9 protein-coding genes and 6 pseudogenes are annotated in these 18193 nt (G+C 68.5%); all 15 read left to right on the plus strand.

Annotated elements, in window-relative coordinates; translation table 11 throughout:
• Window positions 1–40: 40 nt before the first annotated feature.
• Window positions 41–1021, plus strand: a pseudogene (gene rsmH, locus N0A20_RS03190) (16S rRNA (cytosine(1402)-N(4))-methyltransferase RsmH).
• Window positions 1015–1656: a hypothetical protein gene (locus tag N0A20_RS03195; protein WP_260582580.1), complete on the plus strand. Its 642-nt coding sequence runs from the start codon at window positions 1015–1017 to the stop codon at window positions 1654–1656. The pseudogene rsmH and the gene N0A20_RS03195 overlap by 7 nt, the downstream one beginning before the upstream one ends.
• Window positions 1653–3344 (plus strand): peptidoglycan D,D-transpeptidase FtsI family protein, encoded by a 1692-nt coding sequence (locus tag N0A20_RS03200; protein WP_260582581.1) that lies wholly within the window; start codon window positions 1653–1655, stop codon window positions 3342–3344. The genes N0A20_RS03195 and N0A20_RS03200 overlap by 4 nt, the downstream gene beginning before the upstream one ends.
• Entirely contained in the window at window positions 3344–4786 is a 1443-nt protein-coding gene (locus tag N0A20_RS03205) for a UDP-N-acetylmuramoyl-L-alanyl-D-glutamate--2,6-diaminopimelate ligase (protein ID WP_260582583.1), read from the plus strand. The genes N0A20_RS03200 and N0A20_RS03205 overlap by 1 nt, the downstream gene beginning before the upstream one ends.
• Window positions 4783–6160: pseudogene (murF, locus tag N0A20_RS03210) on the plus strand (UDP-N-acetylmuramoyl-tripeptide--D-alanyl-D-alanine ligase). The gene N0A20_RS03205 and the pseudogene murF overlap by 4 nt, the downstream one beginning before the upstream one ends.
• A complete protein-coding gene (gene mraY, locus N0A20_RS03215; protein WP_260582584.1) occupies window positions 6160–7230 on the plus strand; it encodes a phospho-N-acetylmuramoyl-pentapeptide-transferase in 1071 nt (356 codons plus the stop codon). Before murF ends, mraY begins: the two are co-directional and overlap by 1 nt.
• A pseudogene (gene murD / locus N0A20_RS03220) lies at window positions 7227–8532 on the plus strand (UDP-N-acetylmuramoyl-L-alanine--D-glutamate ligase). The gene mraY and the pseudogene murD overlap by 4 nt, the downstream one beginning before the upstream one ends.
• A complete protein-coding gene (locus N0A20_RS03225) occupies window positions 8529–9767 on the plus strand; it encodes an FtsW/RodA/SpoVE family cell cycle protein (protein WP_260582585.1) in 1239 nt (412 codons plus the stop codon). The pseudogene murD and the gene N0A20_RS03225 overlap by 4 nt, the downstream one beginning before the upstream one ends.
• Entirely contained in the window at window positions 9764–10945 is a 1182-nt protein-coding gene (gene murG, locus N0A20_RS03230; protein ID WP_260582586.1) for an undecaprenyldiphospho-muramoylpentapeptide beta-N-acetylglucosaminyltransferase, read from the plus strand. The genes N0A20_RS03225 and murG overlap by 4 nt, the downstream gene beginning before the upstream one ends.
• A pseudogene (gene murC, locus N0A20_RS03235) lies at window positions 10945–12365 on the plus strand (UDP-N-acetylmuramate--L-alanine ligase); the annotation flags it as partial. The gene murG and the pseudogene murC, both read left to right, overlap by 1 nt.
• Before the next feature lie 120 nt (window positions 12366–12485).
• Window positions 12486–13358: pseudogene (gene murB, locus N0A20_RS03240) on the plus strand (UDP-N-acetylmuramate dehydrogenase); the annotation flags it as partial.
• A gap of 106 nt (window positions 13359–13464) precedes the next feature.
• On the plus strand, window positions 13465–14388 hold the full coding sequence (locus tag N0A20_RS03245; RefSeq protein ID WP_260582588.1) for a D-alanine--D-alanine ligase: 924 nt from the start codon (window positions 13465–13467) through the stop codon (window positions 14386–14388).
• On the plus strand, window positions 14385–15323 hold the full coding sequence (locus N0A20_RS03250; protein ID WP_260582590.1) for a cell division protein FtsQ/DivIB: 939 nt from the start codon (window positions 14385–14387) through the stop codon (window positions 15321–15323). Before N0A20_RS03245 ends, N0A20_RS03250 begins: the two co-directional genes overlap by 4 nt.
• Before the next feature lie 5 nt (window positions 15324–15328).
• Window positions 15329–16587, plus strand: a pseudogene (ftsA, locus tag N0A20_RS03255) (cell division protein FtsA).
• Window positions 16588–16740: 153 nt separating this feature from the next.
• Window positions 16741–18189: a cell division protein FtsZ gene (gene ftsZ, locus N0A20_RS03260; RefSeq protein WP_260582592.1), complete on the plus strand. Its 1449-nt coding sequence runs from the start codon at window positions 16741–16743 to the stop codon at window positions 18187–18189.
• The last annotated feature ends 4 nt before the right edge of the window (window positions 18190–18193 follow it).

The following is an 18193-nucleotide window of genomic DNA, read 5'->3' on the forward strand; positions in this document are numbered from 1 at the left end:
TCGCCGCGGCCTGGGATGCGGAGAAGGGGAGGGGGCGCAAATGACCGGCCTTTCCCGCGATCTGCGTCACGACCCCGTGCTCCGCGACGAAATCGTCGCCGCGCTCGCCATTGCCCCCGGCGAGCGCCACGTCGATGCGACCTTCGGCGCCGAGCGGCTATACGCGCGCGCTGCTCGCGGCGGGTGCCGAGGTCGTGGCCTGCGACCGCGATCCCGATGCGATCGCCGAAGGCCGGTCGCTCGTCGCCGAGGCCGATGGCCGGCTGACGCTGGTCCACGGCCGCTTCGGCGAGATCGACCGCCTGCTCGCCGAGCGCGGCATCGACGCGGTCGACGGTATCGTCTTCGATATCGGCGTCTCGTCGATGCAGCTCGACCGCGCCGAACGCGGCTTTTCGTTCCAGAACGACGGGCCGCTGAACATGACCATGGCGCAGGATGGCGAGACCGCCGCCAACTGGCTCAATCGCGCCGACGAAGCCGAGATTGCCGACGTGCTCTTTCATTATGGCGACGAGCGCCAGTCGCGGCGTGTCGCGCGCGCGATCGTCGCGGCGCGGCCGCTGTCGCGTACCGGCGAACTGGCGGCGGTGATCCGCAAGGCGCTGCGCCACCCGCCCGGCGCGCCGAAGGATCCGGCGACCCGCAGTTTTCAGGCGATCCGCATCCACATCAACGGCGAGCTCGACGAACTCAGGGCCGGGCTCGACGCCGCCGAACGGCTGCTGCGTCCCGGCGGCCGGCTCGCGGTGGTCAGCTTCCACAGCATCGAGGACCGGATCGTGAAGAATTTCCTGCGCGAACGCAGCGGTGGCGATGTCCGCGCGTCGCGCCACCGGCCCGCGCCAACCCCCGGCGCGGGCCGCAACTTCCTGCCGCCGCGGCGCGCAAGGTCCGCCCCGGCAAGGACGAAGAGGCCCGCAACCCGCGCGCGCGCTCGGCGACGCTGCGCAGCGCGGTGCGCACCGATGCGGCCGCATGGTCAGCGGGTACGACGACAAAGGAGGCGATCTCATGCTGATGGCGGCGCGCAAATTACAGGGCATCGGGCTGGTGTTGCTCGTGCTCGTCTTCGCGATGATGCTCTATCCGGTGTCGCTGAAGGTCGCGGCGACGCGCAGCGAACTGGCGCAGATCAACCAGCAGATCAGCCGCACGCGCGACAATATCCGCTACCTCGAATCCGAACTCGCGGTGCGCGCGTCGATGCGCCAGCTCGAGCAGTGGAATGCCGAAACCTTCGGCTATTCGGCGCCGTCGGCGAGCCAGTATCTCGCGAACGAGCGCCAACTCGCGTCGATCGACCGCCTGCCGCGGGCGCGCGGCGCGAACGAGGTCGCGCCGGTGCTGATGGCGATGGTGTCCCCCGTCGCGCTGCCCGAAAAGCCCACGCCCGCCGCCAAGCCTGCGGGCGCCGCCAAGCCTGCGAGCGCCGACAAACCCGCAGGGTCAAGCAAGGCGGCGAGCGCCGCCGAGCCCGCGAAGCCCGCGCCGCTCAGGCTCGCCGCGGTCCAGGCCGACACGGTGCCGCGCATGGCGCCGACCCGCCGCCGCGAACAGCTCCGGATGATCGAGGACCAGCTCCTAGCCGAATCGACGCTCGCCGAAATCAAGCGCGCGGCCGCGATCGAAGCGGGGGAAACCAGGGGCCGATGAACACCGTCGTCGTCCGTCCGACACGCGTCCGCACCGCCGGGGTGCGCCAGCAGTTGCTGCTCACCGCGCAGCAGCGGCTGATGATCCTGATGCTGCTGTTCATGGCGGCGATTTTCCTGGTGTCGATGCGGCTGCTCTATTTCGCCGCTTTCGATACCACGCCGCAGCGCGGCGGCGCGGCGGCCTTCATCCCCGCGCGCGCCGATATCGTCGACCGCAACGGCGTGCCGCTCGCGCGCACCATCGACGGCTATTCGATCCGCGTCGTCCCGTCGAAACTGCTCAACAACCGCTCCTATCTCGCCGACGAACTGGTCAAGATCTTCCCCGACACGCCGCGCGAGGAATTTCTCGCCAAGCTGAACGGTCCGCGCGCCACCTATATCCGCCGCCGCGCGCTGCCCGACCAGGTTGCGGCGGTCAACGCGATCGGCGAAATCGGCTTCGACTTCCCGCGCGAAAAGGAGCGGCTTTACCCGCAGCTCAGCCTCGCGGCGCATACGCTCGGCTTTCTCAATGCCGAGGGGCAGGGGGTCACCGGCATGGAGGGCGCCTTCGACAAGCGCCTGACCGACGCCGCGACCCGCGGCCAGCCGCTCGCGCTGTCGATCGACGCGCGCGTGCAGGGTGTGCTGGAGAGCGAACTCGGCAATGCCGTTACGAACCTGGAAGCGATCGGCGGCGCGGGGGTTATTCTCGACGTCCATACCGGCGAAGTATTGGCGATGACGTCGCTGCCGACCTTCAATCCGAACAAGCTGACCGGCAGCGATCCGATGACGCGCCGCAATGCGGTGACCTATAACCTCTATGAGCTCGGCTCGACCTTCAAGCCGCTTTCGATCGCCGCCGCGATCGACAATGGCACCGTCACCAGCATGGCGAAGCGCTATGACGCGACCACGCCGCTCGCCATCGCGGGCTTCCGCATCCGCGACAGCCATTCCGCGGGGCGCTGGTACAATGTGCCCGAGACGCTGATCCACAGCTCGAACATCGTCACCGCGCGCATCGCCGACGAACTGGGAAGGGAAAAGCTCGAACATCTCTATCGCGAGCTGCATTTCGACCGTCGCCCCGACATCGAGATGAAGGAACGCGCCTTCCCGCTGTGGCCCAGGGATTGGGGCCAGCTGACGACGATGACGACCGCCTATGGTCATGGCATCGCGGTCACCCCGCTGCACCTCGCCAATGCCTATGCGGCGCTCGTCAACGGCGGCATCTATCGCCCTGCGACGATGCTCAAGCTCGGCGACAAGGCGCCGCCGCAGGGCCACCGCGTGTTCAAGGCCTCGACCAGCGCGCGGATGCGCCAGCTGCTTCGCCTGATCGTTTCGGACGGCACCGGCAAAAAGGCCGAAGCCCCGGGTTTCCGCGTCGGCGGGAAGACCGGCAGCGCCGAAAAGCCCGGCGTCGGCGGTTACAGGCGCAGCTCGGTCGTCGCGACCTTCGCCGCCGCCTTCCCGATGGACAATCCGCGCTACGTCATCCTCGTCATGGTCGACGAGCCCAAGGGCAACGCCTATAGCTCGGGGCAGCGGACCGCGGCGTGGACCGCCGCGCCGGTGGTGCAGAAGGTGGTGATGCGCGCGGGGCCGATGCTCGGTGTCTTCCCCGACGAAAGCCGCGACGTCGACGTGTCCGAACTGACCCCGCTGCTGTGGAGAAACGGGGAAAGCGAATAATGCGTCTGGCGGCGCTGCTCGAAAATCAGGACCTGCAGGGCGCCGACCGCGTCGTCACCGGCCTCGCGATCGACCATCGCAAGGTCGCGCCGGGGACGATCTTCGGCGCCTTCGTCGGCGAGAAATTCAATGGCGAGGATTTCATCCCCGCCGCGATCGCGGCCGGCGCCATCGCCGTCGTCGCGCGTCCCGAGGCGAAGGTCGAGGGCGCGGTGCATATCGCCGATGTCAACCCGCGCCGTGCCTTCGCGCATATCGCCGCGCGCTTCTTTCACAAATTCCCCGCGACCTGCGTCGCGGTCACCGGCACCAACGGCAAGACCTCGACCGTCGAAATGACGCGCCAGCTGTGGCGCATGGCCGGCTTCCACGCCGCGTCGATCGGCACGCTCGGCGTCACCACCGGCGACGACCGCGTCGTCACCGGGCTGACGACGCCCGACATCGTCACCTTTCTGTCGAACATGGCGGGACTCGCCGCCGAGGGCGTGGCCCACGCGGCGTTCGAGGCGTCGAGCCACGGCCTCGACCAGTATCGCACCGAAGGCCTGCCGGTGAAGGCCGCCGCCTTCACCAACCTCAGCCACGATCATCTCGATTATCATGGCGACATGTACGACTATATGGCCGCCAAGATGCGGCTGTTCCGCGAGGTCGTCGATCCCGACGGCACCGTCGTGATCTGGAGCGACGATGTCGTGTGGGCGCCCGCCGCCGAATATGAGGCGGAGCAGCGCGGCCTGCGCATCCTGACCGTCGGCAAGCATGGCGAATTCCTGCGCCTGGTCAGCCACGAGCCGACGCAACTCGGCCAGTCGCTGCTCATCGCCGCCGGCCCGCTCGCGCAAAAGGTCACGCTGCCGCTGATCGGCGCCTATCAGGTTGCGAACGCGCTCGTCGCCGCGGGGCTGGTCATCGCGACCGGCGGCGATATCGGCCAGACGCTCGCCAATCTCGCGCGTCTCCAGCCCGTCCGCGGCCGTCTCGAGCGCGCCGCGATCACCAAGGCGGGCGCGCCGGTCTATGTCGATTATGCCCATACCCCCGACGCCATCGAGGCCGCGCTCGACGCGCTGCGCCCGCACGCCGCGGGCCGGCTGATCCTCGTTTTCGGCGCCGACGGCGACCGCGACAGGGACAAGCGCCCCGAAATGGGGCGGGTCGCCGCCGCCAAGGCCGATGTGGCGATCATCACCGACGACAATCCGCGCGGCGAGGATCCCGCCACGATTCGGGCCGCGATCGCCGAAGGGGCACCCGACGCGCAAATCATCGGCGACCGCCGCGCCGCCATTGCTGCCGCCATCGCCGAGGCGCGCGCCGAGGATATCGTCTGCATCGCCGGCAAGGGCCACGAACAGGGCCAGATCGTCGGCAGCGGCGATGCGGTGCGCGTGATCCCCTTCGACGATGTCACCGTCGCGCGCGAGGAGGCGGCATGAACCCGCTGTGGACCGCCCGCGCCATCGCATCGGCCACCGGCGGAACCGCCAGCGCTGACTTCACCGTGCAGGGCGTCGCCTTCGACTCGCGCGAAGTGGGGAAGGGCGATCTGTTCATCGCGATGAAGGGCGAGGCGACCGACGGCCACCGGTTCATCGACAAGGCGATCGCGGCGGGCGCCGCCGGCATCGTCTGCGAAACCGCGATCGACCATCCGCACGTCCGGGTCGCCGACAGCGCCGCCGCGCTGAACGCGCTCGGCACCGCGTCGCGCGCGCGCAGTCGCGGCCGCATCATCGGGGTCACCGGTTCGGCGGGCAAGACCGGCACCAAGGAAGCGCTGTTCGCCGCGCTCGACCGCTTCCGCCCCGGCAAGGCGCACCGCTCGGTCAAGAGCTACAACAACCATGTCGGCGTGCCGCTCAGCCTCGCGCGCATGCCCTCGACCGCGGATTACGGCGTGTTCGAAATGGGCATGAACCACGCCGGCGAGCTTGCCGCGCTGACCCGCATGGTCCGCCCGCACGTCGCGATCGTCACCACCATCGCCCCCGCGCATATGGAATTCTTCGGCAGCGAAGAGGCGATCGCCGACGCCAAGGGCGAGATTTTCGAGGGGCTCGAACCCGGCGGCACCGCGATCATCCCCTTCGACAGCCCGCATTATGAACGTCTGCGTGCCAAGGCCGAAAAACACGCGGCGCATGTCGTCAGCTTCGGCCTCGGCGCCGAGCGCCGATGTCCGCGCGGTCGACTGGCTGCCCGACGGACAGGGCGGTTCGCTCGTCACCGCGCAGGTGCAGGACGCGCTGCTCTGCTTCACCATCGCGCAGGCGGGCGCGCATTGGGTGTCGAATGCGCTCGCGGTGCTCGCGGCGGTCAAGGCTGTCGGCGGCGACCTGCCCGCCGCGGGCCTCGCCTTCGCCGAAATGGCAGGGATCGCCGGGCGCGGGGCGCGGCATCGGCTGGCGGTGCCGGGCGGCCATATCCTGTTGATCGACGAAAGCTACAACGCCAACCCCGCGTCGATGGCCGCCACCATCGGCCAGCTCGCCAGCGAATCCGGCGACCGCAAGGTCGCGATTCTTGGCGCGATGAAGGAGCTGGGGCCGGGCGGCGAGGCTTATCACGCCGACCTCGCGGCTCCGCTCGTCGCGGCGGACGTGCGGTTCGCCTTGCTCGTCGGCGAAGAAATGGCGCCGCTCGCCAAAGCGCTTGAGGGGCGTATCGATTTCGCGCATGTGCCCGACCATCAGGCCGCCAGAGAGCGGCTGAAAGACTTGATCCGCGCCGGCGATGCCGTGCTGGTCAAGGGGTCGAACAGCGTTGGCCTGTCGCATCTGGTGACGGCGCTGACCAACGGGGATTACTGATGTTATATTGGCTGGCGGAATGGCTTGGCTTTCCGGGGGTTCTCAATCTCATCCGCTATCTGAGCTTCCGCTCGGGCGCCGCGGTCGCGACCGCGCTGATCATCGGGCTGTGGATCGGCCCGCGTTTCATCCTGATGCTGCGCATGCGGCAGGGCAAGGGCCAGCCGATCCGCGACGATGGCCCGCAAAGCCACCTCGCGAAAAAGGGCACGCCGACGATGGGCGGGCTGATGATCCTGATTTCGCTGATGATTTCAGCGCTCCTGTGGATGGACCTGTCCAACCGCTTCGTCTGGGCCTGCCTGTTCGTGACCGGCGGTTTCGCCGCCGTCGGTTTCCTCGACGACCTCGACAAGGTGACCAAGGCCAGCCACCGCGGCATTCCGGGCCGCATCCGGCTGCTGATCGAATTCATCATCGCGGGCGTCGCGGTGACCTTGATCGTCTCGCGGACCGGCACCGACCTCTATCTGCCCTTCCTCAGCGGCATCGTGCTCGAACTCGGGCCTTTCTATTATCTCTTCGCGATGGTGATGATCGTCGGCTTCGGCAATGCGGTGAACCTCACCGACGGACTCGACGGGCTCGCGACCTTCCCGGTGATGATCGCCGCGCTGACCTTCCTCGTCATCGTCTATCTCTCGGGCAATGTGAAATTCGCCGAATATCTCGGCATTCCGCACGTCCCCGGCGCGGGCGAGCTGGCGATCTTCGCCGCCGCGATCATCGGCGCCTGCCTCGCCTTCCTGTGGTTCAACGCGCCGCCCGCGGCGGTGTTCATGGGCGATACCGGCAGCCTCGCGCTCGGCGGCGCGCTCGCGACCATGGCGGTCACCGCGCAGCATGAGCTGGTGCTGGTCCTCGTCGGCGGGCTGTTCGTGGTCGAGGCGCTGTCGGTGATCATCCAGGTCTTCTGGTACAAGCGTACCGGCAGGCGCGTCTTCCGCATGGCGCCCATTCACCATCATTTCGAGCAGCTCGGCTGGCCCGAATCGACCGTCGTGATCCGCTTCTGGATCGTGTCGATCGTCCTCGCGCTCGCGGGGCTCGCGACGCTGAAGCTGCGGTGATCACCTCGCGCGCCTTTGCCGACCGCCGCTATGCGGTGCTGGGGCTGGCGCGCTCGGGCCTTGCCGCCGTCGAGGCGCTGGTCGCCAGCGGCGCGGGCGTCACCGCGTGGGACAACCGCGAGGAAGCGCGCGACGAGGCGATGGCTCTTGGCGCCGATATCGGGAATCCGCTGGAGATCGAGCTTGTCGGTTTCGCGGGCGTCGTCGTGTCGCCCGGCGTGCCGCTCAACCGCCACCCGATCGCCGCGCACGCGCGCGAGGCGCATGTGCCGGTGATCGGCGACATCGAACTCTTCGCCGAGGCCGCCGCCGACCTGCCGCCGCACAAGATCGTCGGCATCACCGGCACCAACGGCAAGTCGACCGTCACCGCGCTTGTCACGCACATGCTCGAAAGCGCCGGGGTGCCGGCGCTGATGGGCGGCAATATCGGCCTGCCGATCCTCAGCCGCGATCCGCTGCCCGAAGGCGGTGTCTATGTGCTCGAATTGTCGAGCTACCAGATCGACCTGTCGCACGGCCTCGCCTGCGATATCGCGGTGCTCACCAACATCACACCCGACCATCTCGACCGCTACGATGGTTTCGCCGGCTATGCCGCGTCGAAGGCGCGGCTCTTCTCGCTCCAGCACCGCGACCAGGTCGCGATCGTCGCGGTCGACGACGACCCGTCGCGGATGATCGCGGGGCGCATCAACCACCGTCTCCACCGCGTCTCGGCGAAGGACATCGACCCCGCCGACCAGACGCGCTGGCCCGCGCTGCAGGGCCCGCACAATGCCCAGAACGCCGTCTGCGCCATCGCCGTGTGCCGCGTACTCGGGCTGAACGACGAACAGATCGAGCGCGGCCTCGCCACCTACAAGGCGCTGCCGCATCGCATGGAATGGGTCGGCGAAGTCGCGGGTGTCCGCTGGTACAACGACAGCAAGGCGACCAACGCGGCTTCCGCTGCACCGGCGCTGGCGGCGTTTCCTGCCGGCGCCGGACCAGCGTCTCCACTGGATCGCTGGCGGGCAGGCGAAGGGCGACGGCCTCGCCGCCTGCCGCCCGTGGTTCGGCCATGTGAAGCGCGCCTATCTGATCGGCGAGGCGGCGGAGCCGTTCGCAGCCGAGATCGGCGATGCGATTCCGGTCGACCGCGCGGGCGACCTCGCCACCGCGGTCGCGCATGCGGCGGCGGTCGCGGAGCCCGGCGACGTGGTGTTGCTGTCGCCGGCCTGCGCGTCTTTCGACCAGTTCAGGGATTATGAGGAACGCGGCGACCGGTTTCGCAGCATCGTCAAGGCATTCGGGGCATGAGCGGGGGTTTCGACACGATGGACGCGACGAACGAACGGCCGGTGATCGCCACCGCGCGCAGCAGCAAAAGGCGCGGGCCGCGGCTCAGCCGCGCCGACCGCACGCCGCTCGGCCTGTGGTTCTGGGAAATCGACCGGGTGCTGCTGCTGCTCGTGTCGATGCTGATCGCGGTCGGCCTCGTCGCCGTCACCGCCGCCTCGCCGGTCGCGGCGCAGAAGCTTTCGACCTCGACCGCCAGCCTCGACCCGCTCTATTATTTCTATCGCCAGCTGATGTGGGTGATGCTCGGCGTGCCGGTCATGCTCGGCGTGTCGATGCTGCCCAAGACGCAGGCGCGGCGCTTCGCCATCTACGGCACGATCACCTTTCTCTTCCTGTTGTTCCTCGTGCCCCTGATCGGGACCGAGGTGAACGGCGCCCAGCGCTGGCTCGGCAGCGGCGCCTTCCGCCTCCAGCCGTCGGAATTTCTGAAGCCCTTCTTCGCGGTGTCGCTGGCGTGGATCATCTCGCTGCGCCTTCACGACCAGAGCCTGCCCGTCGTGCCGCTGAGCTTCGTGCTTACCGGCATCATCGCGCTGCTGCTGATGGGACAGCCCGACCTGGGGCAGACGATCATCTTCATCGCCACCTGGCTCGTGCTGGTGCTCGTCGCGGGGCTGTCGATGCGGGTGATGGGCATGCTGGCGGGGACCGGCATCGCGGGCATCATTCTCGCCTATTTCTTCTACCCCGTCGCGCAGCAGCGCATCAACATCTGGCTGTTCGACAAGGGCGACAGCTTTCAGGTCGACAAGGCGCATGCCACGCTCACCGCGGGCGGCCTCATCGGCACCGGCCCCGGCGCCGGGCTCGCCAAATTCCAGCTGCCCGAAGCGCACACCGACTATATCTTCTCGGTGATCGGCGAGGAGTTCGGCATGATCGCCTGCATGGCGATCGCGACCCTCTATCTCGCCATCATCGTCCGCGTCCTCGTCCGCCTGCTCGACGAGGAAGACAGCTTCCTGATCCTCGCGGTCGCGGGCCTGATCGCGCAATTCGGCGGGCAGGCCGTCATCAACATGGCGGTGAACACCCAGCTTTTCCCGTCGAAGGGGATGACCCTGCCCTTCATCAGCTATGGCGGCTCGTCGATGATCGCGCTGTCGATCGGCATGGGTTTGCTCTTGTCGCTGACCCGGCGGAACCCCTATGCCGCGCGCGTGTCGATGACCCGCAACTGGAACAAGAAATGACAGCAACGCGCCACTTCCTTCTCGCCGCCGGTGGGACGGGGGGACATATGCTGCCCGCCTATGCCCTCGCGGGCGAGCTGATCGCGCGCGGCCACCGCGTCGCGCTGGTCAGCGACGACCGCGGGCTCAACATCCCCGGCAAGCCCGCCGAGCTCGACGCGCATGTCCTGCCCGCCGGGCGCGTCGCGGGCGGCCCGATCGGCTGGATCAAGGCGGCGCTGGCGATCCGCAAGGGGCGGCGGATGGCGATCGACCTGATCGGCGAATTCGACCCCGCGGTCGTCGTCGGTTTCGGCGGCTATCCCTCGCTCCCCAGCCTGCTCGCCGCCAGGGCGACCAAGCGCCCGAGCGTGATCCACGAGCAGAATGCGGTGCTCGGCCGCACCAACCGGCTGATGGCGGAGCGGGTCAATGCGATCGCGGTCGCCTATCGCAACATCCACCGCTTCCCGCCCGCGCTCGCCGACAGGCGCCACCTCACCGGCAACCCGGTGCGCGAGGAGGTGATCGCCATCCGCGAGGAAGGCTATCCGCCGCTGCCCGAGGACGGCATCCTCCGCCTGCTGGTGGTCGGGGGCAGTCTTGGCGCCACGGTGCTCAGCGAAGTCGTCCCCGCCGCGATCGCGATGCTGCCGCGCGCGTTGCTCGACCGGCTGCAGATCGTCCAGCAGGCGCGCGAGGCCGATATCGAGGCCGTGCGCGCCAAATATGCCGAACTCGGCGTCGCCGCCGAATGCGCGCCTTACTTTGCCGACATTCCCGACCGGATGCGCTGGGCGCATCTGGTGATCGCGCGCGCGGGCGCCTCGACCGTCGCCGAACTCGCCTGCGCCGGGCGTCCGGCGATCTTCATCCCCTATCCGCACGCGATGGACAATCACCAGACCTATAATGTCGCCGACCTCGTCGAGGCGCGCGGCGCCATCGCCTTCGCGCAGCCCGACTTCACCCCCGCGGCGCTCGCCAAGCAGATCCAGCGCATGGCGCTCGAACCCGGCGCGCTGGAGGAAGCGGCGGAGCATGCCGCCGGTTGCGGCCTGCCGAACGCGACCCGCGACCTCGCCGACCTCGTCGAATCGCTCGCCGCGCCGCCGATGATGGACGTCATCCGCGTCGGCGCCCCGTCGCGTGCCGCCGTCGCGGGCAGCGTCGCCGCCACCCGTTCGGGAGACAAATGATGCGCGGCGTCGCGACCGATATCGGCATCATCCACTTCATCGGCATCGGCGGCATCGGCATGTCGGGGATCGCCGAGGTGATGCACAATCTCGGCTATCAGGTGCAGGGCAGCGATATCGCCGACAGCTACGTCGTCGAGGGGCTGCGGGGTCGCGGGATCAAGGTCGCGATCGGGCATGAGGCATCGAACGTCGACGGCGTCGCGGTGGTCGTCACCTCGACCGCGGTCAAGCGCGGCAACCCGGAGGTGGAGGCTGCCTTGGCTGGCCGCATCCCCATCGTCCGCCGCGCCGAAATGCTCGCCGAGCTGATGCGGCTCAAATCGACCGTCGCCATCGCCGGCGACGCACGGCAAGACGACGACGACCAGCCTCGTCGCGGCGCTGCTCGACGCGGGCGGCATCGACCCGACCGTCATCAACGGCGGCATCATCAACAATTACGGATCGAACGCGCGTCTCGGCGCCAGCGACTGGATGGTCGTGGAAGCCGATGAGAGCGACGGCAGTTTCCTGCGTCTCGACGGGACGATCGCGGTCGTCACCAACATCGATCCCGAACATCTCGACCATTATGGCAGCTTCGACGCGATCAAAGACGCCTTCGTCGAATTCATCGAGAACGTCCCCTTCTACGGCGCCGCGATGCTCTGCCTCGATCATCCCGAGGTACAGGCGATCATCCCGCGCATCCGCGACCGTCGCATCGTCACCTATGGCTTTTCGGCGCAGGCCGACGTGCGCGGCACCAATGTGACGCCGGGCCCCGACAGCAACCGCTTCGACGTCGTCGTGCGCGACCGCGACGGCAACAGCCGGACGATCGAGGGCATCCACCTGCCGATGTCCGGGCGCCACAATGTCCAGAATGCGCTCGCAGCAATCGCGGTCGCGCTGCACATGGGCGTCTCGGACGAGAAGATCGCGACGGGTTTCAACGGTTTCGCCGGGGTCAAGCGCCGCTTCACCAAGGTCGGCGAGATCGCGGCGGGGGAGGGCGTCGTGACCGTGATCGACGACTATGCCCACCACCCGGTCGAAATCCGCGCGGTGCTGTCGGCGGCGCGCGAAGGCGTTGGCGCCGGGCGCGTCGTCGCGGTGGTTCAGCCGCACCGATATACGCGGCTTCGCGACCATATGGACGATTTCCAGCAGGCGTTTAACGACGCCGACATGGTGCTGGCGCTGCCGGTCTATACTGCGGGCGAAGCGCCCATCGACGGCGTGACCTCCGACGCGCTGGTCGCGGGCCTGCGCGACCGTGGTCACCGCCACGCCTCGACCGTCGATGATGCGAGCACGCTCGCTGCGACGATCGCCGACGCGGTGAAAACGGGGACGCTGGGCGCGGGCGACAAGATCATCTGCCTCGGCGCTCGGCGACATCACCAAGATCGCGGCAGGATTGGCGAATGGGGTGGGGGGGGCAAGGATGACCTCCAATCCCAAAGCCGTTCGTCCTGAGCTTGTCGAAGGACAGTCCTTTTCTTCTGCGACGGAAGAAAGGAAGAGCGGCCCTTCGACAAGCTCAGGGCAAACGGCATTTGAAAATGTGCGCGGCAAGCTCACCCCGCGCGCCCCGCTGGCCCCGCTCGTCTGGTTCAAGTCGGGCGGTCCCGCCGACTGGCTGTTCGAACCCAGGGACGCCGACGACCTCGCCGCCTTCCTCCGCGACCTCGACCCGGCGATCCCCGTGATGGCGCTCGGTCTTGGCTCGAACCTCATCGTCCGCGATGGCGGCTTTCCCGGCGTCGTCGTCCGCCTCGGCAAGGCCTTCGCCAGGGTCGAACCGCTCGACGCCACCACGCTGCGCTGCGGCGGCGGCGCGTCGGGCATCCTCGTCTCCTCGACCGCGCGCGACGCGGGCATCGCGGGGCTCGAATTCCTCCGCTCGATCCCCGGCACCGTCGGCGGCTTCGTGCGCATGAACGGCGGCGCCTATGGCGGCGAGGTCAAGGATATCCTCATCGACGCCGATATCGTGCTGTGTTCGGGCGAGCGAAAAACGCTCGCGCTCGCCGATCTCGGCTACACCTATCGCCACAGCGAACTGCCCGAAGGCGCCGTCGTCGTCGGCGCCACCTTCCGCGGCCGCCCCGGCGAGCCCGCTGCCATCCAGGCCGAAATGGACCGCATCTCGGCGAGCCGCGAGGCGTCGCAGCCGTTGCGCTCGAAAACCGGCGGCTCGACCTTCAAGAACCCCGAGGGCCACAAGGCGTGGCAACTCGTCGACGAAGCCGGCTGCCGCGGGCTCGCCGTCGGCGGCGCGCAGGTGAGCGAGAAGCACACCAATTTCCTCATCAACACCGGCGAGGCGACGAGCGCGGACATCGAAGCACTGGGCGAGGAAGTCCGCCGCCGGGTGAAGGACAAGAGCGGCATCGAATTGCAGTGGGAGATTCAGCGGGTGGGTATCCAGTCCCCCTCCCGCTTGCGGGAGGGGCTAGGGGAGGGGATGTCCAATGATGACGCCCTCCAACAGGCCCTCCCCAACCCCTCCCGCAAGCGGGAGGGGAGTCATGACCCGCGGTCCCTGGCATGTCGCCGTCCTGATGGGCGGCTGGTCCGCCGAGCGCGAAGTCTCGCTGATGAGCGGCACCGGCGTCGCCGACGCGCTCGAATCGCGCGGCCATAAAGTCACGCGTATCGACATGGACCGCGACGTCGCGCTGCGGCTCGCCGAGGCGAAGCCCGACGTCGTGTTCAACGCGCTCCACGGCGTTCCCGGCGAGGACGGGACGGTGCAGGGCATGCTCGACCTGATGGGGCTCAAATATACCCACAGCGGCCTCGTCACCTCGGTGATCGCGATCGACAAGGAACTGACCAAGCAGGCGCTCGTCCCGCACGGCATCCCCATGCCGACGGGGACGATGGTCGATAGCGAAAGCCTGTTCGCCGTCGATCCGCTGCCGCGACCCTATGTTCTGAAGCCTGTCAACGAGGGCTCGTCGGTCGGCGTGGCGATCGTCAAGGACGACAGCAATTACGGCAATCCCATCGCGCGCGAGGCGGTGGGACCGTGGCAGGAGTTCGACCGGCTGCTCGCCGAACCCTTCATCAAGGGCCGCGAACTGACCGTCGCGGTGCTGGGCGACCAGGCGCTCGGGGTCACCGAGTTGCGCGTCAAGTCGGGCTTCTACGACTATGACGCCAAATATACCGACGGGCTGACCGAGCATGTCTGCCCCGCCGAGGTGCCCGACGACGTCGCGCAGCGGATGAAGGACCTTGCGGTGCAGGCGCATCGCCTGCTCGGCTGCAGGGGCGCCTCGCGTTCCGATTTTCGCTGGGACGACGAACATGGCCTCGCGGGCATCTTCCTGCTCGAGGTCAATACGCAGCCCGGCATGACGCCGCTCAGCCTCGTGCCCGAACAGGCGCGCGCGATCGGCATGGATTATGCGGAACTGGTCGAACGCATCGTGGGGGAAGCTTTATGAGTCAGAAGATCAAGCGCCCGAAATCGGCCCCGCGCCGTCCGGCGCGGGCGCCGAAGAAGCGCAAGACGATCCGGACGTCGCGCGTCGACGCCTTCATCAACGCGCTGCCGGTCAGCCCGCAGCGGCTGCAGCAGGTCGCCAACTGGACGATCGGCATCGGGCTCTTCGCCGTGGTCGGCCTCGCCGCCCATGCCACGGGCGTGACCGCGAAGGTGCAGGAGGAATATGCCCAGGCGGTCGGCCGCGCGGGTTTTCAGGTCAAGAAGGTCGAGGTGGTCGGCGCCGACCGCATCGACCGGCTGAAGGTCTATGACATCGCGCTGGCGCAGAAGGACCGTTCGATGGCGGCGCTCGATCTCGAAGGGGTGCGCGCCGACCTGATGAAATATGGCTGGATCAAGGATGCGCGCGTGTCGCGCCGCCTGCCCGACACGCTCGTCGTCGACATCGTCGAGCGGACACCGGCGGCGATCTGGCAGCACAACAACCGCCTGTCGCTGATCGACGAAAAGGGCGTCGTGCTCGAACCGGTGACGATCGCGACGATGCCCGACCTGCCGCTGGTCATTGGGCCCAAGGCGAACCGGCGCGCGCAGGATCTCGACCGCCTGCTCGCCGAGGCGAGCAGCCTCAAGGAATTGCTCGCGGGCGCGACCTGGGTCGGCAACCGCCGCTGGGACCTGCGCTTCCGCAGCGGCGAGACGCTGTCGCTGCCCGAGGGCGAGGAAGCGGCGAAGAAGGCGCTCGCCAAATTCGCGCATATGGACGGCGCCAACCGGTTGCTCGGGCGCGGCATACTGCGTTTCGACATGCGCGATCCCGACCGTTTCGTGCTACGCTTGCCGCACGAAGGCCAGGTGTCGCCCGCCAAGCTGGAGGGTGCGCGCGCCGCCGCCGACGCGCTGGCCGCCGCGACCGCGGCCGAGGAAGGATAGGAGCCATGGCGCCGCCGCGGATCGAGAAGATCATCACCGCGCTCGATGTCGGCTCGTGGAAGGTGTGCGCGCTGATCGCGGGCCAGACCGCCGACGGCGCGCTGCACGTGCTCGGCACCGGACAGCGCGAGAGCCGCGGCGTCCAGCGCGGCTATGTCGCCGACATGGAACAGACCGAGCATGTGGTGCGCGAGGCGATCGAACAGGCCGAGCGCATCGCGGGGCTCAACATCGACGATGTCTGGGTGTCCTTCTCGGCGGGCTGCCTGCTCAGCGACGTTGCCCCGATCGAGAGCGAGCTCGGCGGCCACCGCATCGAGCAGGAGGATGTCGACGACCTCCTCGCCGCGGGCCGCGCCGGCATCGACCCCGAAGGGCGGATGATCCTCCATGCCCAACCCGCGCTCTACACGCTCGACGGCCTGACCGGGGTCAAGAACCCGATCGGGCTCCACGCCGACCGGCTCGGCGTCGATATCCATATCATCATGGCCGACGGCGCGCCGGTGCGGAACCTGGAGGCGGCCGTCCGCCAGGCGCATCTCGACGTCAATGCGGTCGTCGCCTCGCCGGTCGCCGCCGGCCTGTCGTGCCTGTCCGACGAGGAGCGCGACCTCGGTGTCGCGCTCGTCGAACTCGGCGCGGCGGTCACCACCGTGTCGCTCTACGCCGATGCGGCATGCTCGTCGAGATGGCGTCCTTGCCCTTTGGCGCCAGCGACATCACCGACGACATCGCCTCGGCCTTCGGCATCCGCCGCAGCCAGGCGCAGCGGCTGCAAAGCTTCTATGGTTCGGCGTCGGCGTCCCCGCGCGACAACAACGAGATCATCGAACTCGAGCCCGGCGCGCCGAGCGGCGCGGAATCGCCCCGCATCACCCGCGCCCAGCTCGTCACGGTCATCCGCCAGCGCCTCGACGCGATGATGGGAGAGATCGGCAGGACACTGAAAGACTTGCATTTCGTTGGCCCGATCGGGCGCCAGGTGGTGCTCGTCGGCGGCGGCGCCGATCTGAAGGGGCTTGCCGATTATACGCAGAGCGCGCTCGGCCGTGCGGCGCGTGTCGGCCGTCCCAAGGGGCTGCTCGGGCTGCCCGAGGCGCATTCGGGACCGGCGTTCGCGACGCTCGCGGGGCTGGTCCTCTATGCCGCGTCGGATCCGGTGGACCTGCGCGACCTGCCGATGATGGCGCAGGACGTGTATCGCCCGCGCAGCACCGGAATCATCAATCGCCTGATGGCCGCATTGAAAAACAGTTTCTAGCGACGAGATGCGCGAAAGGGTTAATTTTTTGGGTGATATCGGCGTCACAATAGTGCAATGCGGTAGCAGATATCCGGGCGGAAAGGACCACCGTCCGTCAGGGTCGCATGGTGTGGAAGCGGCAAGGGTTCGCCGCTGCAGGGAGACTGATAGATGAGCATCAATATTGGCCCGCCGCAGGTCGACGAGCTGAAGCCGCGGATCGCGGTGATCGGCGTCGGTGGCGCGGGGGGCAATGCCATCGCCAACATGATCGCGGCGCGCGTCGAGGGCGTCGATTTCATCGTCGCCAACACCGACGCCCAGGCGCTCAACGCCTCGCCCGCCGAACGCCGCATCCAGCTCGGCGCGCAGATCACGCAGGGGCTCGGCGCGGGCTCGCGGCCCGAGGTCGGGCGCGCCGCCGCCGAGGAAACCATCGCCCAGGTCGAGGACGCGCTGCAGGGCGCGCATATGTGCTTCATCGCCGCGGGCATGGGCGGCGGCACGGGCACCGGCGCCGCCCCCGTCATCGCCAAGGCGGCGCGCGACCGCGGCATCCTGACCGTCGGCGTCGTCACCAAACCCTTCATGTTCGAAGGCGCGCGGCGCATGCGCTCGGCCGAATCCGGCATCGCCGAGCTGCAGGATCATGTCGACACGCTGATCGTCATCCCGAACCAGAATCTCTTCCTCGTCGCCAACCCGAACACGACCTTCAAGGAAGCGTTCACCATGGCCGACGAGGTGCTGCAGCAGGGCGTGCGCGGCATCACCGACCTGATGGTCATGCCAGGCCTGATCAACCTCGACTTCGCCGACGTGCGCAGCGTGATGCGCGAAATGGGCAAGGCGATGATGGGCACCGGCGAGGCCGAGGGCGACGGCCGCGCGCTCGAGGCGGCGCAGAAGGCGATCGCCAACCCGCTGCTCGATGGCGTGTCGATGGCGGGCGCGAAGGGCGTCATCATCTCGATCACCGGCGGCGAGGACATGCGCCTGATGGAAGTGGATGAAGCGGCCAACCACATCCGCGAGCTGGTCGATCCCGATGCCAACATCATCTGGGGCAGCGCCTTCAACGAAGGGCTGGAGGGCAAGATCCGCGTGTCGGTCGTCGCCACCGGCATCGACGGCACCGGCGAGGCCGCCCCGGCGCCCGCGGCGACGCGCAGCTTCTCCTTCGCGCCGGCGCGCAGCGCTGCGCCCGCCCCGGCTCCGGTCGTCGAGGAGCCGGTGGAGGAAGCGCCCGTCGAGGCGGCCGTCGCCGCTCCGGCCGCGCCCGATCCGGCCCCGGGCTTCTCGCTCGGCGACGGCGCCTCCGCCGAACCCGCGGCGCCCGAAGCCGCCGTTGAAGAGGAACCGATGATATTGTCGGAGGTCGCCGCCACCTATGACGACACGGCGGACGAGCTGGTGCTCGGCGAACCCGAAGCGGCGACGCCGGCCCATCAGCCGCCGCCGGCCCCCGCGCCGGCTGCGGCGGCCGCCCCGATCGGCGGCGGAACCTTGTTCGAGCGCATGTCGCGCCTGTCGCGCGGCGCGCCTCCGGCCGAGGATGACGACGGCAAGGAGGACGGGGTCGATATCCCGCGCTTCCTGGGCCGCCAGAACAACCAGTAACGGG

This window comes from Sphingopyxis sp. PET50, assembly GCF_025244705.1.
In the GTDB taxonomy this organism is placed as follows: Bacteria; Pseudomonadota; Alphaproteobacteria; order Sphingomonadales; family Sphingomonadaceae; genus Sphingopyxis.